General features: G+C 64.8%; 21 protein-coding genes. 13 read left to right on the forward strand and 8 right to left on the reverse strand.

Going from position 1 to position 25,354, the window contains the following annotated elements:
• Nucleotides 1–555: 555 nt before the first annotated feature.
• The 3 genes from AC1DLO_RS19335 to AC1DLO_RS19345 all read left to right on the forward strand — a co-directional run bounded on the left by AC1DLO_RS19335 (nucleotide 556) and on the right by AC1DLO_RS19345 (nucleotide 5,090).
• Nucleotides 556–840 carry an HU family DNA-binding protein gene (locus AC1DLO_RS19335; protein WP_184739845.1) on the forward strand — a complete coding sequence of 95 codons (285 nt, stop codon included), beginning with the start codon at nucleotides 556–558 and terminating at the stop codon, nucleotides 838–840.
• 105 nt (nucleotides 841–945) lie between these two features.
• A complete protein-coding gene (locus AC1DLO_RS19340; RefSeq protein ID WP_476891334.1) occupies nucleotides 946–3,117 on the forward strand; it encodes a bifunctional copper resistance protein CopD/cytochrome c oxidase assembly protein in 2,172 nt (723 codons plus the stop codon).
• Entirely contained in the window at nucleotides 3,117–5,090 is a 1,974-nt protein-coding gene (locus tag AC1DLO_RS19345; RefSeq protein ID WP_476914572.1) for an NHL domain-containing thioredoxin family protein, read from the forward strand. Before AC1DLO_RS19340 ends, AC1DLO_RS19345 begins: the two co-directional genes overlap by 1 nt.
• A gap of 149 nt (nucleotides 5,091–5,239) precedes the next feature.
• Here AC1DLO_RS19345 and AC1DLO_RS19350 read toward each other — a convergent pair whose 3' ends face one another.
• The 3 genes from AC1DLO_RS19350 to AC1DLO_RS19360 form a co-directional block, all read right to left on the reverse strand.
• Nucleotides 5,240–6,232: a hypothetical protein gene (locus tag AC1DLO_RS19350; protein WP_476891448.1), complete on the reverse strand. Its 993-nt coding sequence runs from the start codon at nucleotides 6,230–6,232 to the stop codon at nucleotides 5,240–5,242.
• 111 nt (nucleotides 6,233–6,343) lie between these two features.
• Nucleotides 6,344–8,050 carry a helicase HerA-like domain-containing protein gene (locus AC1DLO_RS19355; protein ID WP_476914573.1) on the reverse strand — a complete coding sequence of 569 codons (1,707 nt, stop codon included), beginning with the start codon at nucleotides 8,048–8,050 and terminating at the stop codon, nucleotides 6,344–6,346.
• Nucleotides 8,051–8,106: 56 nt separating this feature from the next.
• Nucleotides 8,107–8,664, reverse strand: a complete 558-nt coding sequence (locus tag AC1DLO_RS19360) for a dihydrofolate reductase family protein (RefSeq protein ID WP_476891337.1) — start codon at nucleotides 8,662–8,664, stop codon at nucleotides 8,107–8,109.
• 84 nt (nucleotides 8,665–8,748) lie between these two features.
• Here AC1DLO_RS19360 and AC1DLO_RS19365 point away from each other — a divergent pair, with 84 nt between their 5' ends.
• Nucleotides 8,749–9,327: a DinB family protein gene (locus AC1DLO_RS19365; protein ID WP_476891338.1), complete on the forward strand. Its 579-nt coding sequence runs from the start codon at nucleotides 8,749–8,751 to the stop codon at nucleotides 9,325–9,327.
• A 68-nt stretch (nucleotides 9,328–9,395) separates the two neighbouring features.
• Here the strand turns inward: AC1DLO_RS19365 and AC1DLO_RS19370 are convergent, their stop codons facing one another.
• Both AC1DLO_RS19370 and AC1DLO_RS19375 read right to left on the reverse strand, forming a co-directional pair.
• On the reverse strand, nucleotides 9,396–9,917 hold the full coding sequence (locus AC1DLO_RS19370) for a GNAT family N-acetyltransferase (RefSeq protein ID WP_476891339.1): 522 nt from the start codon (nucleotides 9,915–9,917) through the stop codon (nucleotides 9,396–9,398).
• Nucleotides 9,918–9,973: 56 nt separating this feature from the next.
• Entirely contained in the window at nucleotides 9,974–11,938 is a 1,965-nt protein-coding gene (locus tag AC1DLO_RS19375) for an FAD/NAD(P)-binding protein (RefSeq protein ID WP_476891340.1), read from the reverse strand.
• A 264-nt stretch (nucleotides 11,939–12,202) separates the two neighbouring features.
• Here AC1DLO_RS19375 and AC1DLO_RS19380 point away from each other — a divergent pair, with 264 nt between their 5' ends.
• Genes AC1DLO_RS19380 through AC1DLO_RS19415 form a run of 8 tightly spaced genes read left to right on the forward strand, consistent with a single transcriptional unit; the run spans nucleotide 12,203 to nucleotide 19,819 of the window.
• Complete coding sequence (locus AC1DLO_RS19380) at nucleotides 12,203–13,267, forward strand: amino acid ABC transporter permease (protein WP_476891341.1); 1,065 nt, start codon at nucleotides 12,203–12,205, stop codon at nucleotides 13,265–13,267.
• Complete coding sequence (locus AC1DLO_RS19385; RefSeq protein WP_476891342.1) at nucleotides 13,264–14,091, forward strand: amino acid ABC transporter ATP-binding protein; 828 nt, start codon at nucleotides 13,264–13,266, stop codon at nucleotides 14,089–14,091. The genes AC1DLO_RS19380 and AC1DLO_RS19385 overlap by 4 nt, the downstream gene beginning before the upstream one ends.
• A gap of 12 nt (nucleotides 14,092–14,103) precedes the next feature.
• On the forward strand, nucleotides 14,104–15,090 hold the full coding sequence (locus tag AC1DLO_RS19390) for an ABC transporter substrate-binding protein (protein WP_476891343.1): 987 nt from the start codon (nucleotides 14,104–14,106) through the stop codon (nucleotides 15,088–15,090).
• Nucleotides 15,087–16,247: an LLM class flavin-dependent oxidoreductase gene (locus AC1DLO_RS19395; RefSeq protein WP_476891344.1), complete on the forward strand. Its 1,161-nt coding sequence runs from the start codon at nucleotides 15,087–15,089 to the stop codon at nucleotides 16,245–16,247. The genes AC1DLO_RS19390 and AC1DLO_RS19395 overlap by 4 nt, the downstream gene beginning before the upstream one ends.
• Complete coding sequence (locus tag AC1DLO_RS19400) at nucleotides 16,231–17,094, forward strand: DUF1684 domain-containing protein (RefSeq protein WP_476891345.1); 864 nt, start codon at nucleotides 16,231–16,233, stop codon at nucleotides 17,092–17,094. The genes AC1DLO_RS19395 and AC1DLO_RS19400 overlap by 17 nt, the downstream gene beginning before the upstream one ends.
• On the forward strand, nucleotides 17,091–18,281 hold the full coding sequence (locus AC1DLO_RS19405; RefSeq protein WP_476891346.1) for an LLM class flavin-dependent oxidoreductase: 1,191 nt from the start codon (nucleotides 17,091–17,093) through the stop codon (nucleotides 18,279–18,281). The genes AC1DLO_RS19400 and AC1DLO_RS19405 overlap by 4 nt, the downstream gene beginning before the upstream one ends.
• Nucleotides 18,282–18,290: 9 nt before the next feature.
• On the forward strand, nucleotides 18,291–19,700 hold the full coding sequence (locus tag AC1DLO_RS19410; RefSeq protein WP_476891347.1) for an NtaA/DmoA family FMN-dependent monooxygenase: 1,410 nt from the start codon (nucleotides 18,291–18,293) through the stop codon (nucleotides 19,698–19,700).
• Complete coding sequence (locus tag AC1DLO_RS19415; protein WP_476891348.1) at nucleotides 19,697–19,819, forward strand: hypothetical protein; 123 nt, start codon at nucleotides 19,697–19,699, stop codon at nucleotides 19,817–19,819. The genes AC1DLO_RS19410 and AC1DLO_RS19415 overlap by 4 nt, the downstream gene beginning before the upstream one ends.
• Nucleotides 19,820–19,960: 141 nt before the next feature.
• On the opposite strand, the gene AC1DLO_RS19420 is transcribed toward AC1DLO_RS19415, so the two are convergent.
• Nucleotides 19,961–21,949 carry an acetoacetate--CoA ligase gene (locus AC1DLO_RS19420; RefSeq protein WP_476891349.1) on the reverse strand — a complete coding sequence of 663 codons (1,989 nt, stop codon included), beginning with the start codon at nucleotides 21,947–21,949 and terminating at the stop codon, nucleotides 19,961–19,963.
• A gap of 48 nt (nucleotides 21,950–21,997) precedes the next feature.
• The gene (locus tag AC1DLO_RS19425) at nucleotides 21,998–23,344 is read right to left on the reverse strand and encodes an MFS transporter (RefSeq protein WP_476891350.1); all 1,347 of its coding nucleotides are present in this window, start codon (nucleotides 23,342–23,344) and stop codon (nucleotides 21,998–22,000) included.
• A gap of 201 nt (nucleotides 23,345–23,545) precedes the next feature.
• On the opposite strand from AC1DLO_RS19425, the gene AC1DLO_RS19430 reads away from it, so the two are divergent.
• Nucleotides 23,546–24,325, forward strand: a complete 780-nt coding sequence (locus AC1DLO_RS19430) for an IclR family transcriptional regulator (RefSeq protein ID WP_476891351.1) — start codon at nucleotides 23,546–23,548, stop codon at nucleotides 24,323–24,325.
• A gap of 59 nt (nucleotides 24,326–24,384) precedes the next feature.
• Here AC1DLO_RS19430 and AC1DLO_RS19435 read toward each other — a convergent pair whose 3' ends face one another.
• Nucleotides 24,385–25,278 (reverse strand): LysR family transcriptional regulator, encoded by an 894-nt coding sequence (locus AC1DLO_RS19435; protein ID WP_476891352.1) that lies wholly within the window; start codon nucleotides 25,276–25,278, stop codon nucleotides 24,385–24,387.
• Nucleotides 25,279–25,354 lie beyond the last annotated feature (76 nt).

Consider the following 25,354-nt stretch of genomic DNA (forward strand, 5'->3'; position numbering starts at 1 on the left):
GGAGGGAGAGTAGGACACCGCCGGACAACCATTAACGGTCAGGCCCCGACACACCAGTGCCGGGGCCTGACCCATTTAAAACCACACCCCCACCCCGGGCACCGGACCCCCGGACACCCAACCCCCGGACACCCCGCCCCGCCGGAAGACGCCCGATAACAGCAGGACCGTCCCGCCGGGAGGCAACATACGTGAGCGAGCGTCCCGCCGGGAGGCAACATACGTGAGCGAGCGTCCCACCGGAAGCCCCCATACGTGAGCGAGCATCCCGCCGGGACGCCCGATAACTGCAGGAGCGTCCCGCCGGAAGCCCCCATACCTGAGCGAGCGTCCCGCCGGGAGGCAACATACGTGAGCGAGCGTCCGGGGTCGGGGAGTTCGCCCGCGGCGGAATTGGGCCCCGAAACACCCCGAAATCGGGTGAATTTGGTCAAAAAGGCGCGGAAACACGCGGAATTTGCTGGCCGTGTCCCTCCAAGCTGGTAAGTTTTCGAACAGTGGCTCGCACGCATGCCGTGTGTGAGCTCCAAAATCGTAAAGTCCAGGAGGACACAAATGGCTAAGAACCGTAGCGAACTGGTTTCCGAGGTAGCTGGCAAGGCTGGCACCAGCCAGGCTGCAGTCAACTCCGTGCTCGATGCACTGTTCGAAGTTTTCGAGACTTCCGTCGCCGCTGGCGAGAAGATCACCATTCCGGGCTGGCTCGCGATCGAGCGCACCGACCGCGCTGCCCGCACGGGCCGCAACCCGCAGACCGGCGAGACCATCCAGATTGCCGCTGGCCACAGCGTCAAGCTGACCGCTGGCTCCAAGCTGAAGGCAGCTGTCGCCAAGAAGTAAGACACTTCGGCGAATGCCTTGAAAGGCGGCAACCTGCGGGTTGCCGCCTTTCTGCTTTAACCCTGTCGATTCGCCGCCTCGCCTACGTTAGCGGACAATGGATAGGTGCCATCAGCCAAGACTCCCGCCACCACCCCTTCGCCCGCGTCCAAGCCGGGAACCAAGGCAGGCGTTGCCGTGGAAGGGATCGGACTGCCGTGGCAGTTGGCTGGCTTCGCGGCGCTTTTCCTGGCCCTCGCGGCCGCTCTGATCTTCTCAGGTGCCGCGGCCGCCCGGCAGGTCTCTGATCCCGGCGCGCTGGTCCGCTGGGGGCTGCCCGTGGCCAAATCCATCCACAACGTGTGCTTGGCGACCGTGATCGGCGGGCTGATCTTCGCCGTCGGCATCCTTCCCAAGTACGCCAAGGCATCCCGGTCCAAGGGCGGCGATGCCACTGAGCACCCCGCATTCGCCCGTGCCTTGGCCGTAGCGGCAGCCGCAGGCGCCGCGTGGACGCTCTCCGCCGTCGCGGTCCTTGTCCTCACCTATGCGGACGTCGCCGGCCAGAGCCTCTCCGGCACCCCGGAGTTCACTGCCTCCCTGGTCTACTTCATGACCGACATTCAGACAGGTCAAGCATGGCTCGCGGTGACCATCATCGCCGCGATTGTCACGACGGCGCTGTTCGGCGTCCGCTCGCTGGCGGGACTCGCGTTGACGCTTGTCTTGGCCCTGGGCGGCTTGGTGCCGAGCGCCCTGATCGGCCATTCGGCTAGTTCCAGCGATCACGAAGGCGCCATCAACTCCCTCGGCCTCCACTTGGTGGGTGTGTCCACCTGGGTGGGTGGCATCATCATGCTCGCGGTCCTGTCGGGCATCCTGCGGGGTTCGAAGGCGTCGGGTACCAAAGACATCACCGAACAGACCCTTAGCCGTTTCTCCGCCTTGGCAGGCTTTGCGTTCGTGCTGGTCTTCGCCTCGGGCATCGTCAACGCGAGCATCCGGGTTACCAGCTTCTCCGCGTTGGTGGGTTCTGCCTACGGCCAGATCATCCTCGCAAAGGCTTTCGCCACGATTGTCCTGGGCGGCATTGGTTTCATGCACCGCCAGTGGGTGATCCCGCAGCTGGGCCGGAAGTCCATGACCACCCGCCGCGTGCTTTGGCAACTGGTGTTGGTCGAACTTCTCGTGATGGGCGCGACGTCGGGACTCGCCGTCGCGCTGGCCAGTTCGGCACCACCGCAGCCCACCACGTACGCACCCGATGCCTCGCCGGCGTTCATCCTGTCCGGTTACGAGTTGCCGCCCGAGCTGACTCCCGCCCGCTGGCTGACGGAATGGCGCCTCGACTGGCTTTGGGTGGCTGTTGCCCTCTTCGGTGCGGTGAGCTACGTCCTGGGCGTGGTGAAGGTCCGGCGGCGCGGTGACTCGTGGTCCTGGTTCCGGACCGTCAACTGGATCATCGGCCTAGCTGTGCTGACGTTCATCACGTCCGGACCGCCGTCGGTCTATGGGCGCGTGCTGTTCTCCGCACACATGGTGGACCATATGGCGCTGACCATGGTGGCACCGCTCTTCCTGGTCCTCGGTTCGCCCGTGACTTTGGCATTGCGAGCACTACCGTCCCGTGGCGAAGGATCTCGCGGAGATGGCTCCCGTGGGCTTCGTGAGTGGCTGCTGGTGTTTGTGCACTCGAAGTTCTCACAAGTGGTGACCCACCCGCTGTTTGCCGCCGCGAACTTTGCCGGCTCGATCGTCCTCTTCTATTTCTCGGACGCGTTCGGCTGGGCGATGCGCGAGCACGTGGGCCATGAGCTCATGAACCTGCATTTCCTGCTGACCGGCTACATTTTTGTCCTCACGATGATCGGTACGGACCCCTTGCCTCTCCGGGCGCCGTACCCCATGCGGCTGCTTCTCCTGCTGGCCACCATGGCCTTCCACGCCTTCTTCGGTGTGTCAATCATGGGAGGCACCGGGCTGCTCGCCGCCGACTACTTTGGCAACCTCGGCCGGACGTGGGGGCTTTCGGCTCTGGCAGACCAGCAGATGGGCGGCGCCGTTGCCTGGGGAATCGGTGAAGTCCCCACGTTGCTGGTGGCGATTGGCGTCGCGGTCATGTGGTCCCGCTCGGATGAGCGTGAGACCAAACGCACCGACCGCGCTGCCGACAGGAATAACGACGCCGACCTTAATGCTTACAACGATATGTTTGCGCGGCTTGCAGACCGCGATGCCAAACTGGCTGATCGGGGCTCCAAGCGCCCCGAAAGCGAAACCAATCTGGAAGGACGCTGATGAGCGAAACCGTACGCACCCAACTGCGTGTCCGCGCCTCTGAACTGGTGGGCCGTGGCTGGCTCAACACCGGGGGCAAGTCCCTGGACCTGGAAGCGCTGCGGGGCAAGATCGTGCTGCTGGACTTCTGGACGTTCTGCTGCATCAACTGCCTCCATGTGCTGGACGAGCTGCGCCCGCTTGAGGAGAAGTATTCCGACGTCCTAGTGACGGTTGGCGTGCACTCCCCCAAGTTCGAGCACGAGGCCGATCCCGTGGCCCTCGCATCTGCCGTGGAGCGCTACGAAATCCACCATCCCGTCCTGGACGACCCCGAGCTCGCCACGTGGAAGGCCTACACGGCCCGCGCTTGGCCCACGCTGGTGGTAGTGGATCCTGAAGGCTACATCGTCGCGCACCTCTCTGGTGAGGGCCATGCGGACGGCCTCGGGGTGCTCCTCGAGGAGCTCGTGGCCGAGCACGACGCCAAGGGGACCCTCCACCGCGGTGACGGACCCTACGTGGCTCCCGTCCCGACGTCGGGCACCCTGCGTTTCCCGGGTAAGGCGACCCAGCTGGACAACGGCAACTACCTCGTGGTCGATTCCGGCCACCACCGCCTGGTGGAACTGCGCCCGGACCTCGAGACCGTGGAGCGTGTCATCGGCTCCGGCACCAAGGGCTACCTGGACGGCGCAGCGGAAATCGCCCAGTTCAACGAGCCGCAGGGCGTGGCGGTCCTCCCGTCGTCGCTGGCTTGGCAGCTCGGTTACGAAGCCGTCGTGGCGGACACTGTGAACCACCGCCTCCGGGGCGTCACGCTCAGCTCCGGTTATGTGCAGACTGTTGCCGGCAATGGGGTGCAGCGACTGCTCGACGCCGGCCCTGCCCGCGTGACGGACAGCGGTGCCGGAGTTTGGGCTGAACACCACGACGGCGGTCCGGCTGACTTCGCTGCCGACGCGGTGGACGTCGGAGTGCTGGGTCTTGGGACCGGGGTGTCCCTGTCCTCGCCGTGGGACGTGGTGTGGAGCGAGAAGCTGCAGCGCGTTGTCATCGCGATGGCCGGCACGCACCAGATCTTCGCCTTCGAGCCGTTGAGCGGCGAGGTGTCCATCCTGGCCGGCTCGGGCCTTGAGGGCTTGCTGGACGGAGCTGCCGAGGAAGCTTGGTTCGCCCAGCCTTCCGGCCTGGCCGTGGATGCCGACGACAACATCTGGGTGGCCGATTCCGAGACCTCGGCATTGCGCCGCCTGGTCCTTGGCGAAACCGGCGTAACCGTTGAGTCGGCCGTGGGCAAGGGGTTGTTCGATTTCGGCTTCCGGGACGGCGAGGCCACCGAAGCCCGTCTGCAGCACCCCTTGGGCGTCACGGTGCTCCCCGACGGTTCCGTGGCCATCGCCGACACCTACAACGGTGCCGTGAGGCGCTACGACCCCGCCACTAAGACCGTATCGACTTTGGCGAGGGGACTCGCGGAGCCGAGCGACGTCGTCGTGGTCTACCCGGAGAGCGGCGAGCCGCTGCTGGTGGTGGTGGAGTCCAACAAGCACCAATTGGTCCTGGTCCCCATCCCCAAGGAAGCCCAGCAGGTGGACGAGGGGGCCTCCCAGACGCACCGGCCCAAGAGCCCCGTGGCGCCGGGAAACCTGGAGCTCACGGTGCGCTTCACGGCCCCGACCGGCCAGAAGCTTGACGACCGCTGGGGCGACCCCACGCAGCTGAAGATCTCGTCGACCCCGCCCGAGCTGCTGCTTTCCGGCGGTGGCACGTCCGTGGGGCTGCTGCGGACCCTCGAGCTGTCCGCGGACGTGCMTGAAGGGATCCTCCACATCACGGCCCGCGCGGCCGCGTGCGACGGCCCGGAGACGGAGGACGGCGAAATTCCCGATCACGCCGCGTGCCACTTGTACCAGCAGGACTGGGGCATCCCCGTGGTTTTGCAGGCCGACGGCGACTCCGCATTGGTGCTTGACCTGCGCGGGATGGACTAGGCAGGGGCTGGCCGGGGCCTTCGCGGCGTCACGCTGAGCAACTTTTTAGCGTCCAGCGTCGAGGACAGCCCCGGAAACTCGGGGATTGGGGGAGTCGGTCACGGCCAAAAACCTGCGCTATGTGACGCTGGCCCACTCAACGGCGAAACCTAGAAGCTCACCAGCGGGGTGACCGTGATGGTATCGGCGCCGATGTCCAACCGCGTGGTGAAGCTGAAATCGTGGACCGCGTTGAGGTCACCGACCAATCCGCTGAAGAGATCGATCTCGCGGGCGGTTACCCGGGCCTTGCCATTGAGTGGTGCCACCACCCATTGGCCATCAAAGGGATCGATACTCACCTTGGGGTACTCCGTGATTTGCCACTTGATGGTGCCGTCCACCACCCGGCTGTTGGTGACGTGGTAGAACGGGCAGTCGGGCTGAAGCTTTTGTTGCTTCGTGGCTTCGGCGGCGCAGTTGTCCAGGAATTCCTTGACCTTGTCGCTGACCACCTTGATCATGGCGTCCGTGGGCTTCGTCAGGAGGTTGAGGGGTGCCTGGGGCGACGCGCCGGCGGTCACTGACGTGCTGGTGGAGGGTGCCGAGAAGTATTTGCCCGTGAGGCTTGCCTCGTATTGGCCAGGGTAAAACACGGCAAAGCTGTTGCGGCCATTGGGCAGGTTCACCGGGACGCCGTTCAGGGTCGCCTCGTTGGCGTTGACTACGGTCACCTCGATAGTCGGCAGGGATGACGGCACGAAGGACCATTTGCCGAAGAACAGCCACTCGGTGCCCGTCCGTTCAAGCAAGAAATCCGAGTGCATCGCCTTGCCGTCCATTTGGTAGTCCATAGGGACCGTCACGCGGTTGCCACCGCGGGATTCGGCGTTGCCGATCTTGATATCGGTCATCTTCGAGGCCGCCGTCTGCAGGGCAGTACCGTCCAGCATCGCGGCGTTGGCGTTGGGTACGGACGCATGCAGAAGCCCGAGTGCCTCGCCGCCATGGCCCTTCTGGAGGGCTCCCAGGTACTCGCGAACTTGCTGCTGTGGACTGGCTACGGAGTTGCTCACGAGGTTGATGGAGACGATCGCAGCGGCGACAGCAAGCATCAGACCGAGCAGCCACCCGGCCGCGGTCTTGACCAACGCTTGACTCAACTGCACGCCCTTTACGTTACCTGCAGGGTCCGCAATACCTCGGCATCCTTCCCCTCACGTGACGAGCGAACATGCTGTAGGAAAGGCACGACGGCAGGTGGCAGCTCCGTTTTAGCGCCGGCGACGCGATGAGGTTCCGAACACTCCGCGGAGCAATTCCCGGCCGAGTTGCGTGCCGAGCGACCGTGCCATGCTCTTGATTCCGCCGCCGAGCGCACCGCCCAGTACGCCGGCAAGATCGCCCATCATTCCGCCGCCGTCCTGCTGGGGAACTGGCGCCGGTGCATGGGCTGGTGCCGGTGCCGGGGGCAACTCGACGGGTACTGAGCCCGGCAGTGGACGGCTGCTGGGGCGGCCAAGGATCTCTTCTTCGATTCTGCGGGCATCGGCATCCACGGCGTTGGGGTCAAGGGAAGCAGGCACCGGCGGCTGACCTGGCGCCGCTTCTCCGGTAGTGGGTGCGGTGCCCTTGCCGGTCAGTTTCTCGTAAGCCGAAATGTTGTCAACAGCGGTGCCGTACTTGGGGAGGAGTGATGAAGCCGCAATGGTACTGCGGATCAGATCGTCCGCACTGGGACCCATCACGGATTCCGGTGCGCGCAGCTTGGTCAGGGCAACCGGTGTGGGCGCGCCCTTTTCGTTCATGACGGTGACGACCGCTTCACCAATGCCTGCGGAGGTGAGGGTTTCTTCAAGGTCGTAGTCGCTCACCGGGAACGTGGACACCGTGGCCTTGAGGGCTTTGGCATCCTCCGGGGTGAAGGCGCGCAGGGCGTGCTGGACCCGATTGGCAAGTTGGCCAAGGACATCGGCAGGAACATCCTTGGGTGTCTGGGTGACAAAGAAGATGCCGACACCCTTGGACCGGATGAGCCGCACGGTGGTGGTGATGGCGTCGAGGAAGGCCTTGGACGCGCCATTGAAGAGCAAGTGGGCTTCGTCGAGGAAGAACACGAGCTTGGGTTTGTCCAGGTCTCCCGCTTCGGGCAGGTCTTCGAAAAGGTCCGCAAGCAGCCACATAAGGAACGTCGAAAAGAGCATGGGCTTGGTCTGGAGCGTGGGCAGTTCGAGGCAACTGACCACGCCGCGGCCGTCCGGGGCAGTGCGGAGCAGCTCTGCCGTATCGAATTCCGGTTCGCCGAAGAACTTCTCCATGCCCTGCGCCTCAAGGTTGACGAGTTCACGCAGGATGACGCCGGCCGTTGCCTTGGAGRGCCCGCCGAGGTCTTGGAGTTCCGCCTTGCCTTCATCAGAGGTCAAGAACTGGATGACCGCTCGCAGGTCCTTGAGGTCGATCAGTTCCAGCTTTTTCTGATCCGCGAAATGGAAGATCAGCTGCAGGCTGGATTCCTGGGTGTCGTTGAGCTCCATGATGCGCGAAAGCAGGATCGGGCCGAACGAGGTGATAGTTGCGCGGACGGGAACGCCGTTGCCATCGCCGCCCAGCGAGAGGAACTCGACCGGAAAAGCCTTGCCTGCCCACTGTTGGCCGAGGCTGGCTGTGCGGGCCGTGAGTTTTTCGCTGGCCGTCGCCTCGGTGGCGAGTCCTGAAAGGTCCCCCTTGATATCCGCGAGGAAAACCGGGACTCCGGCGGTGGAAAGTTGTTCTGCCATCATGTGCAGGGTGACGGTCTTGCCCGTGCCAGTCGCGCCAGCTACCAGGCCATGCCGGTTCATCATGGACAGCGGCAACCGGACTTGCGCTTCTTTGTGGACTTCGCCGTCGACGATGGCTGCGCCTAGCTCGATCGTGGCGCCTTCGAGGGTGTATCCCTGCTGGATCGTGGCGAGTTTTTCAGCTGTGGTTTTGTTGGCCATGCGCATAGCCTAGCGGCGCAGGGCCGCAGTTTGGCCGAAAACATTTGACGTTCCGCTCATGCCCCCTTGGCGTACCGGAGGTAGACCACGCCGTTGTCAAAGCGGCGCTCGTCCAGCAGCTTGAGCGTCATCCTGATGCCGTCGGGGAGGAACTGTTTGCCGCCTCCGACGACCACCGGCGTGAGGAAGAGACCGAACTCGTCCACCAGGCCGGCTTTGATGGCTTGCGCAGCGAGCACTGTGCCACCAATGGACATGTCCCTCTCTGCCGCCTCTTTCAGCGCGCGGATGGCTCCGGCGTCGAACTCCCGCTCAATACGCGTCCTCGCAGTGGACGGACCCGCCAAGCTGCTGGAATACACGATCTTGTCCGCGGCACGCCAAATCTCCGCGTAGTCACGCATGACCGGTGGCTCCTCAGAAAGGGACATGTCCTCCCACGCGGACATGACCTCGTACATCCGTCGGCCATAGAGATAGGTGCCGACCGGCCGCTCAAGGTCATTGACGAAGCTGTGCACTTCTTCGTCGGGCATGCTCCAATCGAACTTTCCGTTGGCATCGGCGGTGTAGCCGTCCAGCGACATGATTCCTGCGTAAATCAGCTTGGCCATGCACCGACGGTACACACGCGGGACCGTCATGAGAAGGTACCTGCACCCGATGCCCGCTGAACCGGAAGCGGTATAGTGCCCGGCATGGATGACAAAGCGGTTCTGCTCAAATACCTGCGCGCCCGGCGCGGCGATCTCCTCGCCAAGCTCGACGGACTCGACGAGTACGACGTCCGCCGGCCCATGACCCCCACCGGCACCAACCTTCTGGGACTCCTCAAACATGTGGCCAGCGTAGAGCTCGGGTATTTCGGGGAGGTCTTCGGCCGGCCCAGCGGCTGGGACTTACCCTGGCTTGCGGACGACGCCGAGGCCGACGCGGACCTGTGGGTTCCGACGGAAGAAACCCGCGAGGAGATCGTCGAACTGCATCGATTCTCGGCCGAGCACAGTGATGCGACCATCGAGGCCCTACCGCTCGATGCCCCCGGCGAAGTGCCCTGGTGGTCGGAAGAACGCCGCCACGTGACGCTCCATCAGATCCTGGTGCACATGTGCGTCGAGTCAGCCCAGCACTTGGGACACGCCGACATCCTTCGCGAGCTCATCGACGGCTCCGCCGGGAAAGGCCCTGGCGATCCGAATTTGTCGCGACGAAGCACGGAGGAATGGGCCGCGCACCGTGCCCGGATTGAAACCGCGGCGCGCCAGGCAGTGGGGTAGCCAGGTAGCGGAGTAGCCAATCCAAACGTGAGATCTCGGCACTTCAAGCGAGCCAAAGGGCCGAGATCTCACGCCTCGATGGAAGCCAGGTCCTTCGAGAACGCCAAATGCTTGATTTCTTCAGGATCCGCGTCGAGGTCGAACAAGGGAGTGTAGCCAGTGGCCAGGTACAGGTTCTTGGCTTCGGGCTGCCGCGGACCGGTGGTGAGGTAGATCCGGCGGTAACCACGCCGCGCGGCCTCGGCCTCCAGCTCGGCGAGAACCACCCGGGCCAGCCCACGACGGCGGTGTGCGGAGTGCGTCCAGATCCGCTTGAGCTCTGCCGTACGGGAGTCGTAGCGGCGGAATGCCCCGCCCGCCACGGTTTCGCCGTTCTCCTGCAGGATGAGCAGGGCACCGTGGGGTGCGGCAAACTCGCCGGCCGGGTACCTGTTGAGCTCTTCGGCTGCGCCACCGCTGCCGAAGAGGTCCCCGTAGCGCGTGGTGTATTCGACGGCGAGTTCGTCCAGGAGGGGCTTCACGCGCGGATCGCGCATGGGCAGGCTCAGGACGGAAAGGCCCGACGACGGCAGGGTTGGCGTTGTTGTCATGTCATGCCTTTCGGGAATTTCCCCAACTAGCTCGCATTTGTTGTCGTTATGAGGCGTCAAAACGACAACAACTGCGAGTCAGTTGGGTGGCTGGTGCGTGGGTGAGGGGCGGACAGTTCGGCCAGGAGGCGGCGGGCCAAGCCGTCATTCTCGCGGAACGGTGCAGCGTTGGTGCCGGGCCGCGCGAACGCACCCGCGCCCCACCCCGAGGTCCAGGGTCCGACGGCGAAGAGGCCCATCTGCCGACCGCCGTCGGGAGCCAGGACTTCGTGGGAACCCGAGACCAACAGCTTACCCGTGGAGTGCGGGCCGTCCGAGGTGAGCAGCCGCTGTTCGGTGCCCCATTCGGCGTCGTGCAGGTCCGCCAGCGCGGGGTTGGCCGAACGCGCCACCGACGGCGACGGCAACCGGGCCTCGATGTACGCGGATGCGTCTACCACCACGGGCGATTGGAAGGAGCCGGCCACGAATCGGCCGCTGGCTTCGTCCGGGCGTACCCACATGCCCGGGCCAAGGAACTGGAGCAACCCGGCCCGGTGCAGGGCGAGGATCTCGCGCAACCGGTGGGGCGGCGGGCCGGAATCCACGAAGCTGAAGAAGCCGTGCCACCATCCGTGCACCGCTTGCTGGGAGCGCGAGTTGAGCCGTTCCTGCGGGACCAGCCGGCCGAGTTCCATGTAGACCCGGAGCAGGGCCGTGAACAAGGCCAAGGTTTCCGAATGGTCAGGACTCGTGCGGAGCTGGAGGTCGCGATCGATGTAGTTGGCCACGGATCTCTGCACCGCGGCATGGTCCGCGAAGGCGCAGCCGCTGAACGGTTGGTCCAGGGCTTCGAGGTCGAGCCGGAGGACCGGGTCGGGGATGGCCGCGGCAACGAGGTCCTCGCGTTCGCGGCAGTTCCAATCCAGGCCATCGAATCGCAGCGAAAATTCTTCCCAGCTGCCGCGGACGCGTGCCGGATAGCCGGTGAAGAGCTCGCGGTAGTAGGCGTAGCCGGCGTCCTTGGCAATGAGGGGCCAGAGCTGCGTGCGGAAATCCAGCTCTTCGTGGGCGGCGAGCAACGATTCGACGGCGCTGGCAGTGAAGTACTTAGGGGCGCCGGTGGGCTCGCCGTGCAGGGTGGAGGAGATCTTGGAGTGGTAGGGGACTCCTCTCCGGGAGCCCGCCCAGAGCCGCGGTTCGGCGCCGGATGGCACGTAGTCCAGGCCGCCGTCGGGCCTGTCTTCGAAGCGGCCGCCGCGGCCCTCGAACAAGAGCACCAGCAGATCCACGAACGCCAGCCCCATGCCCGAAACCAGGACATCCTGGCCGGGGGCGATCGCCGAATAGTCGACGTCGGTGGTGTACGACGGCGCCGCATGGAACCCGCCGTGCCGGGCAGCGAAGTCGCCGAGCCGCGCAGATTCCGGCTCGGCTTGGGAGTCCGTGTGGCCCAGCGAGTACACCACGAGGTCGGCTTCCAGCACCCCACCCGAGGCGAGACGCACGCGGTACCGCGGACCGCCGTCGGGCGCTGCCGGACCTTCCGGAGAGTAGCGTTCGACGGCGGTGGCCGTGTCCCGGTGGACCGTCACCGTGACGTCCGGGCCGAGTGCCGCGACGGCCCGGCGGAAGAACCACTCGAGGTACTTGCTCTGGAGCTGGCGGCTGGGAAACGACGCCGGTGTCAGCGCCCTGAGTTGCTCAAGGATGTGGGGTTCGAACTGCGGCACGTCGCGGATGGAACCGTCAAGCACGGCGGTTGCCCAGGCGGCGAGACCCGGACCCTCCACGGAGGGACCGTCGCAGGCCACCGAACTGTCGGTGAACATCGTGACATCCGCTGCGGTGGAGTTGAGCAGGAGCCCCGGGCTCTGGTCATAGCGCCAGATCCTCCCGGAACCGGGTTCGTGCGGCTCAACGACATGGATGGAGAGCTGTCCGTCGAAGAGGCCAGGCTTGTTGGCCGCGAGCCGTTCGAGTATGCCGGCTGAGCGCGGACCACCGCCAATGAACACGATGGTGGGGGCGAAGGGCGGCATGGCAACTCCTGTTGGCGGTGGCTGTTGGTACCCGAGCCTAGGGATGCTTTGGGACTTCGGTCGAGGCCCGGGTAACCGCCGTTCACCCCGCGACATGGCGCGTCAAAAGGCGCAAAGAACCGACTCATATGGCTCCATATGAAGCGGGGCGAAGCGCCATTAAGCCCCGTGAAGAAGTGCAAAAATCCGCCTTGCGGCCGCTTCGAACGCGCCCCTAGATTGGCAGCCATCCGATAAGACAAGCGATATGAAGCGAGGTGGCGCATGAGTTCAGCAGCAACCACAGTGGCGCAGTCCGCACAGCAATCTGCACCGGAACCGGCGCCCACCGGCGCTGTTGCGGAAAGTCCGACGGCGGACGCTGCCCAGAGTGCCGCAGCCCACAGGGCCGTCGCCCGGCCCGCAGCCGACTACTCCGGCTACAAACTGGTCCCGGCCCGGCAACCATGGCGTTGGGTAGGCACCGTCCTGGTGGCGCTCGGCGTCGTCGCGGTGGCCTGGTCCCTAGCGACCAACCCGCGCTGGGAATGGGGTGTGGTGGCGCAATGGTTCACCGCGCAGTCCGTGGTGAACGGCCTGGTGGAGACACTGAAGCTGACGGCCATCTCCGGCGCGCTCGGCTTTGTCCTCGGCTTCATCCTGGCACTCATGAGGCTTTCCGCGTCCCCGCTCCTGGTTTCGGTGTCCTGGACGTTTTCCTGGATCTTCCGGTCAACGCCGTTGTTGGTGCAGATGCTGCTTTGGTACAACCTGGGCTACCTCTACGAGAAAATCAGCTTAGGGCTCCCCTTCACGGATATCCGCTTCTTCGAGGTCCAGACCACCACGCTCATCAGCCAATTCGCGGCGGCCGTCCTGGGCCTGACGCTCAACCAGGCGGCGTACTCGGCGGAGATCATCCGTGGCGGTATCCTCTCGGTGGATCAGGGCCAGCTCGAGGCAGCCGCGGCCTTGGGCATTCCGGCATGGCGACGCTCCACGAGGATTGTGTTGCCGCAGGCCATGCGCGCCATCCTGCCCACCGCTTTCAATGAGATCATCGGCCTGGTCAAGGGAACATCGATCGTCTACGTCTTGGCCTATTCCGAGCTCTTCTACACCGTGCAGGTCATCTATAACCGCACCCAGCAGGTCCTTCCGCTGCTCCTCGTGGCGACCCTCTGGTACGTGGCGATTACCTCGGTCCTGAGTGTCTTCCAGTACTACATCGAGCGCCACTACTCGAAGGGCGCGGTCCGCAGCTTGCCGCTCACTCCGCTGCAGAAGGCCAGGAAGTTCTTTGCCACCCACGCGCCCGTGAACCTTGGCCGAGCGAAGGACGTCCGATGAGTACTGCTGCAAGCCCGACGACGGCGGCGCTGGCCGCCGCTGCAACCCGCGGCCACGTGGAAATCACCAACGTCCGCAAGTCTTTTGGGGGCACTGAAGTTCTCAAGGGTGTATCCCTCACGGTTCCGCCAGGCGGAGTCGCAGTGATCGTGGGACCCTCCGGCTCCGGGAAGTCCACCCTGCTACGGACCATTAACCACTTGGAAAAAGTGGACGGCGGGTACATCACCATCGACGGCCAATTGGTGGGCTACCAGGTCCGTGGGAACAAACTGCACGAACTGCGCGAAAAGGACATCCTCAAGCAGCGCACGGACATCGGCATGGTGTTCCAGAACTTCAACCTGTTCCCGCACCTCACCGCACTGGAAAACGTGACTGAAGCGCCCGTCGTCGCGCTCCAGCGGAACAAGACCGAAGCGCGCAAGCGTGCCCTGGAACTTCTGGACCGCGTGGGCCTCAAGGACCGGGCTGGTACCTATCCACGGCAATTGTCCGGCGGCCAGCAGCAGCGCGTCGCCATCGCCCGGGCGCTCGCTCTTGACCCCAAGATCCTGCTCTTCGACGAACCCACGTCGGCCCTGGATCCGGAGCTTGTCAACGAGGTCCTGGACGTGATCCGCGAACTCGCCACGTCGGGCACCACGTTGATCATCGTCACCCATGAAATGGGCTTTGCCCGCGACGTGGCGGACACTGTGGTCTTCATGGACGACGGCCAGATCGTGGAGCAGGGCAGTCCCCAGGAGATCTTCGCGAATCCCCGCGAACCCCGCACGCGCAGCTTCTTCTCCAAAGTCATCGAACCAGCTTTCAACATCTGAGGAATCCCCCGCATGATTCGCATCAAAACCAAACTCCTGGCGCTCGCGGTGCTGCCCGCCGTCGTACTCCCGGCGCTCGCTGCTTGCTCCGACCCCGGCGCCTCGGCGGCAGGGTCCAGCCCGTCCGCAAGCGCCGCCCGCAACGGCGTCGTCTACAACACCTCACCGGAGCAGAATCGTATCCGGGCGCAAAAGGATCCGGCCGCGGCAGCCGCGGTTCCCGCTGCGATCGGCAAGGACGGCAAACTGACCGTTGCCACCACGGCCGGATCCATTCCGCTGTCCTTCCATGCCACAGATGACAAGACACCGATCGGCGTCGAAGTGGACATCGCACAACTTGTGGCCGACAAGCTGGGCCTCGCGCTGGACGTACAGGTCACTTCGTGGGAGAACTGGCCGCTCAAGACGCAGTCCGGGGACTTCGAAGCCGTGTTCTCGAACGTGGGCATCAACAAGGACCGGGTGAAACTGTTCGACTTCTCCAGCTATCGCGCCGCGTACATGGGCTTTGAAGCCAAGAAGTCGTCCACCTACAACATCAAGGGCGCGGACGACATCTCGGGGCTGAAGGTCTCGGTGGGCTCGGGAACCAACCAGGAGAAGATCCTTCTGGCCTGGAACAAGGACCTGGAGTCCCGCGGCAAGGCTCCGGCGACCCTGCAGTACTACTCTTCCGACGCCGACACCATCCTGGCGCTCTCCTCCGGGCGGACAGACTTGAACATCGCGCCCTACCCGTCCGTGTCCTACCGGGAAAACACCCGGAACGACTTGAAAGTGGTGGGCAAGGTCAACGCCGGCTGGCCCTCCGAGACGCTCGTCGCGGCCACCACCCTCAAGGGCAACGGGCTGGCCCCGGCCATCACGGATGCCCTGAATTCGGCCATCAAGGACGGCTCCTACGGCAAGGTCCTGGATCGCTGGGGATTATCCGAGGAAGCGCTGGCGGAATCCAAGACCGTTACTGAGGCAACGTTTGGGGCTGGTGCGAAGTGAAGTTCCAGGTCCTCGATATCATTCCGCACCTGAAGAACCCGGTAACCGGGGAAATTGTCTCGACGGCGGAGCGGCTCAACCAGGTGGTGCACACTGCCCGCCGGGCCGAGGAGCTGGGTTTTGACAGTTTCGCGGTGGGGGAGCGGCACGCCGGTGAGTTCATCTCGTCGTCCCCGACGACGGTCCTCGCCGCGATCGCGGCCGTCACGAGTCGCATCCGGCTGCAGACCGGGGTCACCGTCTTGTCCGTGCTCGATCCGGTGCGGGTGGCCGAAGACTACGCCACCATCGACCAACTGAGCCGCGGCCGCCTGGAACTCGTGATCGGCAAGGGCAACGAAGTGCTGCAGTACCCCTTGTTTGGGCTCTCCCTTGATGAACAGTGGGAGCTGCTTGCCGAAAAGTATGGCTTGCTGCGGCGGCTGTGGCGGGAGGAAGGCGTCACCTGGTCCGGCCGTTTCCGGCCCGCATTGACCGAAGCGACCACGACGACGCCGCGACCGTTTGCCGGGTCGCCGCGGATTTGGCACGGCTCGGCTACAACCCTGACCTCGGCCGCGCTCGCCGCCCAATGGGGCGACCCGTTGTTCACCGCCAACGCCATCCAGCCTCGCGAGAACTACAAGATCCTGATCGACCATTACCGCGAGGAATACGAACGCCACGGTCACGATCCGCGCCACCAATACCTCGGCTCGGGTTCCGGCGCAGGTGGCGTGTTCATCGCGGACACCACGCGGGAAGCCAAGCGCCAGTTCGGGCCGGTCTACGAGGCGTTGACGATCGGACGCAACGTCCCGGGCAACAATTCGCCGTTCCGGGACATCGACCACGCCGTGGCTGAAGGGCCCGCACTGGTGGGCAGCCCGGAACAGGTCATCGACAAGATCCTGAGCTACCACTCGCTCTACGGCCACGATCTGCAATCCATTTCCTTGCCCACCACCCTGCCTTTCGAGCAGCAACTGGAGATCCTGGAGCGGTTCGCGCTCGAGGTCATCCCGGCTGTCCGCGCTGCCGCGCCCACCACCCTGTGGGAGCCTGCGGATCCTTACGGAGGCCGCCCGGAATTCGCTGGAGCCACCTCGCCTGACGCCGCGGGAACCGTCACCGCAGACCACGCAAACCACAGGAGTGAAAATGTCTACGCCCACTGAAACGGCTGCCCCCACCACTGCGGCCTTCGCTGCCGAGTGGCGGGAATGGCACGCAGCGCACGAACGCCACCGCGCCGATCCGCACGGATTCCTCGCCGTCACCCACCTGCACTGGCTTGGGCATTCGCATCGGCCTGGCGGCGCAGCTGCTCCACTGGACGGGGTGCCCGGCAGTTGGAGTGTGGAGAACGACGTCGTCACCGTAGTTTTGGGGGCAGGCGAAAGCCTGCTGAGGGATGGCCATGAACTCAACCCCGACGGCGTCGGGACCACCGTCACTTTCGGCCCGATCGCGGAACGGGACGGCCTCAACCTCAAGGTGGGGGACGCCGTCGTCGAGCTGGCCAAGCGCGGCGGCGAGTACATCGTCCGTCCTCGGCACCCCGGGAACCCGCTGCTCAATGAGTACCGCGGCACACCGACATACGCGCCCGATGCTTCCTTCGCCGTGAACGGTACGTTCGTGCCGTTCGAGGTCCCCCGACCGACCACCGTGGGCGCCGCCGTCGAAGGCATCCAGCACGTCTACGAAGCGCCGGGCGAGCTCCATTTCACGCTTGCGGGCCAGGATCTGGTGCTGACGGCCTTCAATGGACATGGCCCGGGCACGCTCTCGGTGTTGTTCACGGATGCAACGTCAGGCAAGACCACCTACGCGGCCAACCGCTCGCTCACCGTTGTCCCGAATGCCGACGGTTCCGTGGTCCTCGATTTCAACCGTGCCGTCAACCTGCCGTGCGCCTACACGGACCTCGCCACTTGCCCGCTGCCGCCTGCAGAAAACCGGCTGGCCGTGGCCATTGAAGCCGGCGAACAGATTCCTTATGAAAGGCAGGAACAACAATGAGCGGCATCCCTCGTCCAGGCCGCCCCGGATTCTTGGCCCTGGAGCTCGACGGCGACGGGGCCCACCCAGCCGCCTGGCGCAAAGCCCGGCACGCCCCGCATGAGCTGCTGAACGGTGCGCGAATCCGGAGTACGGCGCTGGCGGCGGAGTCGGCGGGGTTTCATGTGGCGACGTTCGCCGATGGGCCTGTGAGTTCTGGACGTGACGTTGCCGGCCGCCTGAACGCCTTGCAGCGGGCCGCCTTCGCCGGGCCGGTGACAAGTTCCATTGTGCTGGTCCCGGAAGTGGACACGGTCTACACCGAGCCGTTCCACATCTCGACGCAGCTGGCGAGCCTGGACTATGTCTCGCGTGGACGGGCCGGTTGGCTCGTCGCGGCGAGCCGCTCCGCGGAGGAGGCTGCCGCCGTCGGGCGCTCTTTTGTGGACGGTGCCGCGCTGGCGCAGGAGGCCGCGGCGTCGGTGGAAGTGAGCCGGCGGCTTTGGGATTCCTGGGAGGACGGCGCCGTGATCCGCGACGTGGCCACCGGGCGGTACCTTGATGTCGACAAACTGCACTACGTCGACTTCGAGACGCCAGTGGATTTCGCAGGGCCCGGGTACTCCGTGAAGGGACCCTCGATCATTCCGCGCCCGCTGCAGGGGCAGTTGCCCGTGATTGCCCAGGCTGGCGTGCTTCCTTCGGATGTCGATGTGGTGCTGGTGTCCGCTCCGACAACTTCGCTGCTCTCCGCGGAGGTGGCGGAGGTACGTCGGGCTATTGCTGGGGGCGGCCCGGATCTTGCGGGAGGCGCCGCGGTAGTCGCGGAGCTCGACGTCGTCCTTGACTCGCGCGGGCAAAGAGCCTCCGCGCGGCTCGCCGAACTGGACGCGTTTACTCCGTGGTCCAGTTCCCGTGCGCGTTTCGTCGGCACGGCCGCGGAACTGGTGGACTTCCTTGCCGAGCTGCTCGCGGTGGCCGACGGCGTTCGGCTGCATCCGGCGGTCCTGGACATAGAGCTTGAGGAGCTGGCCCAGTTGGTGCTGCCCGAGCTTCGGCGTCGCGGGGCGCTGAAGCCCGTTGCCCAGGGCAGCACGTTCCGGGAATTGCTGGGCTTGGATCGTCCTGTGAGCCGTTACGGGCAAGTAGGCGCGTCGGCGGGCTTGGGCGCGGTGGCGGGCGCCGCCGTCGTTGGCTCGGAAAACTGAGGAGACAACATGACACAGCACAACCGTGCTAAATTCCAGCCGAGCGGGAAGATCCAGTTCGGGATCTTCTTCCAGGGCGTCAACTCCGGCACCATCTGGAAGGCCCCCGAATCCGGTTCGCAGACCGACTTCGAGTCGTTCCGGAGGATCGCCCAGACCGCCGAGCGCGGGCTGTTCGCTGCCTTCTTCCTGGGCGAGGGCCTGCGCTTGCGTGAGCACCTCGGCCGTCCGCACGCCTTGGATGTCGCGGGCAGGCCGGACGCGCAGACCATGCTCGCGGCGCTCGCGTCGGTGACGTCCAACATCGGGCTCGTGGCCACGCAGAACACCACGTACAACGATCCCGCCGACCTCGCGCACCGGCTCGCTTCGCTCGACTTGCTCTCCGGCGGGCGTGCGGCATGGAACGTCGTGACCACAGACAATGCCTGGACCGGGGCCAACTTCCGGCGGGGCGGCTATCTGGACCATGCCGATCGCTATGTCCATGCCGAAGCCTTCGTGGACACGGCCAAGAGGATCTGGGATTCGTGGGAGGAAAGTGCGGTTTCCTCGTCCGTTTCCGCGGATTCCTGGGCGGTTCCCGGCCATGCGCGGAGCGTGCGCCATTCCGGGCAGAACTATTCCGTGGATGTGACGCCGCGGTTGCCGCGCAGCGCCCAGTACAGGCCTGTGTTGTTCCAAGCCGGCGATTCCCCAGAAGGACGCGACTTCGCCGCCCGCCAGGCGGATGTCATCTTCTCGGCGCACCCGAAGTTCGACGACGCCGTGGAGTTCCGCTCCGATATCGTCTCGCGCACCCTGGCTGCCGGGCGCGGAGCCAACGACGTCCAGATCATGCCTGCCAGCGAGTTCATCCTCGCGGCGACCGACGAGGAAGCGCACGAAAAGAAGGAATGGGTCCGAAGCCTGCAGATCGGGCCGCAGCAGGCAGTTGCGTATCTCGAGCAATTCTGGGGCCGTGAATTGTCCGCCTACGATCCCGATGGTCCACTTCCGGAGATCGATCCGGTGGTGGAGGAGACCTCCGAGACCCGTGGCAGTGGTTTCCACGGTGCCAAGGCCCGGCAACTCGCCGAGCAGTGGTGCGCCGAGGCCAAGGAGAAGGGTCTGTCCATCCGGCAGTTCGTGAGCTCCAGGACTTCCAGGGTGGACGCGACCTTCACGGGATCCTACACAGCCGTGGCCGACACCCTGGCCGAATACGCCCGGGTGGGCGCCGTGGACGGCTTCAACATCTCGCCATGGCTCATCCCCACGGGCCTGGATGACATCGTGAACTACTTGGTGCCCGAGCTGCAGGAACGGGGCGTGTACCCCACGGAGTACGTCGGCTCGACCCTGCGCGAAAACCTGGGTCTCCCGACGCCGGTGCGCTCGGAGTCGTTGGAACCGGTACCCGCCGGGGTCACGCGGTGAACTTTCCCGCGCGGCTCGCAGCCGCCGTCGTCGGCTCGCAGACCGACGACGGCGGTTCTCGCGACCCGGACGCGGGCCTCGTGCGGCTCCAACTGACTGTGTGGGAGCAGTGGCTCTAGGTGGCAGCTGAGGTTTGTTCTGGTTGACTAGTCCCATGGAGGCCCCCGATGCCCGGAGATAACCCTTACCGTTCGGCGAGGCAGCGGCCGCGCAGATCAGGGCAGTTCTGCCTCCCGAACAACCTCTCCTTCACATCCCGCTCACGCGGCGAATGCCTTTTTGATGATCCGGACGGTGTCTTCGACGTCGTCGGGCTTTACCAGTACACCGGGGTCCAGGACATCGCCCATGACGGCGCCCTGGATGACGCGCTTGAGGGGTATTTCCAGCCGCTTTCCCGACGGATTGCGGGGAATGCTGGGGACGAAGACGACGTCGTCCGGCACGTGCCGGGGTGAGAGTTCGGTCCTCAGTGCCCGCCGCAGCACGGCCCTTAGTTCCACCTGGTCCGCGCCGTCCCGGGATTCGATGAGGAGGACTAGCCGGCCCATGCCGCCGGCGGGGTCTTCAAAGTGCAGGACCATGCTGTCCTTGACCGCTGCCAGACCGTCGAGGACTGCATAGAACTCCGCCGTGCCGAGGCGGACGCCGCCGCGGTTCAGGGTGGCATCGGAACGGCCCGAGATCACCCAGGTGCCCCGTTCGGTCTCGATGAGCCAGTCGCCATGGCGCCAGACGCCTTCGTAGGCGCCGAAGTAGCTGTCGCGGTAGCGTTCCCGGTTCTCGTCCCCCCAGAAGAAGACCGGCATGGAGGGCATCGGCTTCGTGGCCACGAGCTCGCCGGCGGCGCCGTGCAGCGGCCGGCCCTCCGGATCCCAGGACTCGACCGAGACACCGAGGGGCCGGCAGGCCATCTCACCTGCATAGACTCCGGTCAGCGGGCTGGCGCCCAGGAAGGCGGCGCAGATATCAGTACCCCCGGAAGTGGGGGCCAGCAACAATCCCGGGCTGACGGCGTCGTAGACCCAGCCGGCGACATTCGCCGAGAGCGGGGAGCCGGAGCACTGAATTTCCCGCAGCCGGCTCAGGTCCCAGGTGCTGCCCGGCGTGAGGCCGGCGTGCGCGCAGGCCGCGAGGTAGGCAGAACCCGTACCCAGGTAGGTGGCCCCGGTTTCGGCTGCCACGGCCCATTGGGACCACTCGCCGTCGATCGATGGCCAGTTCGGGTCCCCGTCCATGAGGACCGTCGCGGCGCCGGTCAGCAGGGTGGAGACGCCCAGGGTCCACACCATCCAGGCGGTGGTGGTGAACCAGAACGCGGTGTCTTTCGGGCCCATGTCAAAGTGCAGTCCCATGGCTTTGAAGTGCTCCAGCAACAGGCCCCCATGGGAGTGAACGATCGCCTTGGGTTTACCGGTAGTGCCCGAGGAAAAGAGCACTGTGAGCGGGTGGGCGAACGGGACCGGCTCACAGCGGATTTCCCCACGGTCGTGGGTGAAGTCGGCGTAAGAGGTGGCACCGGCAGGAATGTCACAGTCCTGGTCCAGGTACGGCAGCACCACCGCGGGTGTCTGCGGAAGTTGGTGTCGGATCTGGGCGAGGTCGTCGGCCCGGGAGAGGTCTTTCCTGCCCCAGCGGTAACCATCGATGGCGAGGATCAGGGACGGTTCCAGTTGGCTGATCCGGTCAAGGACGGACCTGGGGCCCATCTCCGGCGGAACCGAGCACCAGATGGCACCGAGTGCTGCGGTCGCCAGGTACGCGGCGAGGGTCTCGGGAATGTTGGGCAAATACCCGGCCACGCGGTCGCCGGCTGTGATGCCGAGGCGGATCAGGCCTTGCTGGATGCGGCCGATTTCCTCCAGCAGCCGGGCACCGGTCCATTCCGAGCTGCCGTTGGTCTGGCTGCGGGATATCACCATGACCTCGTCACTGCGGCTGGCCACTGCCCGAACGATATGTTCGGTGTAGTTGATCGTTGCGCCGGGGAACCAGTCGGCGCCCGGCATCTTTGAGTCGCGCAGCACCGTCTCGTAAGGGGTGTGGGCGATGATCTCGAAGTGCTCCCAGACCGCTTCCCAGAAGTCCTCAAGGTTGTCCACCGACCAGCGCCAGGCGTCCTGGTAGTCGGCGAAGCTCCGCCCCATCCGCTGTTCGATGTCCGCCAGGAAGACACCCATCCGGGACTCGGACCAGTCTTCCCGGGCGGGGGCGGCCTTCAGCAGGGTGCCTATTTCAATAGAACGCATGGGGTAATCCTTCTGGGTGTTTCTCGGGAGATGGGACTGTTTCGCTGCTCAGGCAGCGGCGGTGGGGGTGACGGCGTCGGCAAGCGCGGGGGGCCGCGCGAGCCTCAGGGAGATACCCAGCGACACGATGCACAGGGCCGATGCCGCCAGCGGGATGGAGAAGAGGAAGAAGATACGCTCCGGCTGCCATCCGCCGGAAATCAGGTAGCCCACGAGGATTGGCGCGACGATGGAGACCAAGCGGCCCAGGCCGATCATCCAGCCGATGCCGGTGGCCCGGGCACGGGCGGTGTAGACGTCCGGTGCCACGGCGTAGAAGCCGGCGATCCCGGACGTGGTGAGGATGCCCAGGAACATCGCCACCACGATGGCGGCGTCGATCTGGGTGAACACGATACCGAACAGCAGGTAGGCTGCGGCGGCGGCACCCAGGGCCCAGACGAGCAGGGGGCGGCTGCGGAACTTGATGGCCAGGGCACTGAAGATGAAGCAGCCTAGGATGCCGCCGGCGTTGGCTATCACGCCGATGGTCACGCCCAGGGAGTCATTGCCAGAGGCCGCCGCGACGATCTTCGGTGTCCAAGTGTTCGCGAAGTAGTAGGCCGCGACCAAGCAGGCGTACCCGATCCACAATGCCAGGGTGCGGAAACGGGTGGGCCGGCTCAGGATTTCGGAAACGGCGCTCTGCTGACGGACGGACTCGGGGAGGACGGGCAGCTCGTTCAACGCCGGGCGTCCGATCTTGGCCAGGATGACGTTGATCCTGACCAGGGCACCCGCTGGGCGGCGGGTCAGTAGGTAGTCCAGAGACTCGGGCAGGAATCGCCAGGAGATGAGCAGCATCAGCACCGTCAGAGTGGCACCCACGATGAACACTGAATGCCATCCGAAGAGCGGGATCAGCTGCGCGGCCACCAGTCCGCCGATGGTGGCGCCGATCGGATAGCCAGCGGCATAGATTCCGATGATCGTGCCGCGCCGCTTGTCCGAGGAGTACTCGGAGACGAGCACGTTCAGGTTGGCCATCATGCCACCCACGCCGAGGCCGGTGACGATCCGGAAGGCCATCAGCTGCATCGCGTCCGCGGCGTAGACCGACAAGATCATGCCGATACTGATGATGACCAGGGAGATCAGCGCGAGCCTCCGGCGCCCGATCTTGTCAGCGAGCGGCGTCAGAAAAATGGAGCCGGCTGCCATGCCGAAGAGGCTGGCGCTGAGCAGGAATCCCAGGGTGACCGGATCCAGCCCCCAGGCCCGGGAGAGGCTGGGGGCTGCGTAGGCCATCACGGCCACATCGAATCCGTCGATGAGGATCAGCGTCAGCGCGATAACTACGGCCATCACCTGGAAATGGGTCATCTGCGACCGGCGGATCTGAGCTAAGACGTCCATGTCTTCTTTCCTGATACGTAAAGTTCTTTGACAACACCGTGATCGTAATTACAACTGCGAACAACCGTCCACAACTCCGTTGAAAGTTTCGATCAGCGAAATCTGGTTCAGCGGAATAGTCACTACGAACCACAAATTCCAAGGACATTTCGAAGCCATCACTCCTTTGGTGCAGTTATCGCTGCATGTGATAATTCTGCTATGCGAAATCTGGAAACAAACCCGAAGCTCGAATCAGTTGACCGCGCCCTCCAGCTGCTGGTCCGCCTGCGCGACGGGGACGTGATGAGCGTCAAATCCGCCGGCGAACGCCTGGGCGTGGCACCCTCGACAGCCCACAGGCTGCTCGGCGCGCTCGTCGCTAGGGACTTCGCGGTGCAGGACCGGGAGCGGCGGTATCGCGCGGGACCCCAGCTGATTCCTCATCGCGAGAGTTACGTGTCAGTGAACCAATTACGGCGGGTGGCTCGACCGGCCTTGCTGAAACTCCATGAAGACGTCAACGACACTGTCCAGCTCATGCTGCTTACCGGCCCCAACATCCGTTTCATCGACGGCATCGAGTCCGAAGAGGTGCTGCGCGTCAAGGCCAGGATGGGAGACCTCATGCCGGCCTACTGTTCCGCCGGGGGCAAAGCGATCCTGGCCGAGCTCGGCAACGTGGAGGTGGAGCAAATCTACCGCGGTGGCCTGACCCCGTGGCCCACCGCCAGAATCCACACCCTGCCCGCCCTCAAGCGTCAACTGGCGGTCGTCCACAAAGCAGGCTACGCAGTGAGCCTGGAGGAGACTGAACAGGGGGTCACAGGCCTGGGCGTCTGTATGAGGGACTCCACCGGAAAACCCGTCGCCGCCTACACGACCGCCATCCCCACAGCGAGATTCAGGAAGGCTTCCACCCCCGAGTACGTCAAGGCACTAATGGAAGCCGCGGCCATGACCGAGGGCGGGCTGCTAAACGGATCAGCCGAGCTTCCCTGAATTGCTTGCCTCCACCTTTGACCCTCATGGTGGCCTGCTTTGGTACGCGTAGCCCACAGTTAGCCATCGTCGGCGACTGTGCTGGTCTCCTGCAGATGCCGGAGCATCCAAGCACCCAGTGTTTGCGCGAGGGTGGAAAGTTCTTCTGCGGCGTAATGGTCGGGCTCCCAGGCTGCATAAAGGCTCACGACGAGGGGCTTCTTGTTGTGCAGAACGGGTATGTTTTTAAGGCCGAACCGCACAGGTTCTATCACCAGGGCGCTACCGTGGCCCGCCGCCGCCAAGGCCTGGGCCAGAGTCCCGTTGCTAGTCGACTTCGTCACGTCCAGAGATAACCCTGACGCTGCTGCGGCCTGCCTCACGGTACTCTCGATGGCACTACCGAAACCTGGCATCAGAATCGGCCCTTCAGCCACCGTAGCCAGCTCGATGCTCCCATCCGGCTCTGTCCGGAACCGCTCAGGGTGGAGGTCCTGCATGAGGATTCCGACGGATATGAGTTTCCGTGAGGCAAGATGTTCAGGGGGCCGCGATGTGTTGACGGCGAAGTCGATTCCGTCGTCAAGCTGCTCGTAAACCGCGCCGGGACGGACGGGAACAATGTCCGAGATCGGTGCGCCCGAGGCGATGTATGGGGCGATGAAGTAGTCGCCAGTAGTTTCGGGACACGCGACGGTGAACGCCTGGCGCTCCTCGTGAAGCGCAACCATTACTTGTCGGGTCCGCTCGGTCCTGATTTGGATGTCCTTGGCCATCGCCTGCAGGCGCGCACCAGCGGGTGTGAGCCGCATGCCCGTAGCAGTGCGCCGGAACAGCTTCAGGCCAATTTCGCGCTCGAGGGCGGCGATTTGGCGGGAGACGGCTGGCTGGGAAACAAAACACGACTGGGCAGCAGAGCTGACCGAGCCAGTGTCGGCGACGGCAAGAAAGTAAGCCAGTGATCTCGTATCCATTATTACCCTAGGTTATACCTGGGCACCTTAAAAGGCATTGGACAGTAATACTGCGCCAGCGGATAGTAGGTGATAC

This window comes from Arthrobacter sp. 01T419, assembly GCF_056398865.1.

Bases quoted from the DNA above. Each gene is read 5' to 3' on its own strand.
- AC1DLO_RS19335 (WP_184739845.1), top strand. From the start codon at position 556: ATGGCTAAGAACCGTAGCGAACTGGTTTCCGAGGTAGCTGGCAAGGCT.
- AC1DLO_RS19405 (WP_476891346.1), top strand. From the start codon at position 17,091: ATGAGCGGCATCCCTCGTCCAGGCCGCCCCGGATTCTTGGCCCTGGAG.
- AC1DLO_RS19430 (WP_476891351.1), top strand. From the start codon at position 23,546: ATGCGAAATCTGGAAACAAACCCGAAGCTCGAATCAGTTGACCGCGCC.
- AC1DLO_RS19400 (WP_476891345.1), top strand. From the start codon at position 16,231: ATGTCTACGCCCACTGAAACGGCTGCCCCCACCACTGCGGCCTTCGCT.
- AC1DLO_RS19390 (WP_476891343.1), top strand. From the start codon at position 14,104: ATGATTCGCATCAAAACCAAACTCCTGGCGCTCGCGGTGCTGCCCGCC.
- AC1DLO_RS19410 (WP_476891347.1), top strand. From the start codon at position 18,291: ATGACACAGCACAACCGTGCTAAATTCCAGCCGAGCGGGAAGATCCAG.
- AC1DLO_RS19360 (WP_476891337.1), bottom strand. From the start codon at position 8,664: ATGGCCAAGCTGATTTACGCAGGAATCATGTCGCTGGACGGCTACACC.
- AC1DLO_RS19435 (WP_476891352.1), bottom strand. From the start codon at position 25,278: ATGGATACGAGATCACTGGCTTACTTTCTTGCCGTCGCCGACACTGGC.
- AC1DLO_RS19365 (WP_476891338.1), top strand. From the start codon at position 8,749: ATGGATGACAAAGCGGTTCTGCTCAAATACCTGCGCGCCCGGCGCGGC.
- AC1DLO_RS19375 (WP_476891340.1), bottom strand. From the start codon at position 11,938: ATGCCGCCCTTCGCCCCCACCATCGTGTTCATTGGCGGTGGTCCGCGC.
- AC1DLO_RS19370 (WP_476891339.1), bottom strand. From the start codon at position 9,917: ATGACAACAACGCCAACCCTGCCGTCGTCGGGCCTTTCCGTCCTGAGC.
- AC1DLO_RS19425 (WP_476891350.1), bottom strand. From the start codon at position 23,344: ATGGACGTCTTAGCTCAGATCCGCCGGTCGCAGATGACCCATTTCCAG.
- AC1DLO_RS19380 (WP_476891341.1), top strand. From the start codon at position 12,203: ATGAGTTCAGCAGCAACCACAGTGGCGCAGTCCGCACAGCAATCTGCA.
- AC1DLO_RS19420 (WP_476891349.1), bottom strand. From the start codon at position 21,949: ATGCGTTCTATTGAAATAGGCACCCTGCTGAAGGCCGCCCCCGCCCGG.
- AC1DLO_RS19385 (WP_476891342.1), top strand. From the start codon at position 13,264: ATGAGTACTGCTGCAAGCCCGACGACGGCGGCGCTGGCCGCCGCTGCA.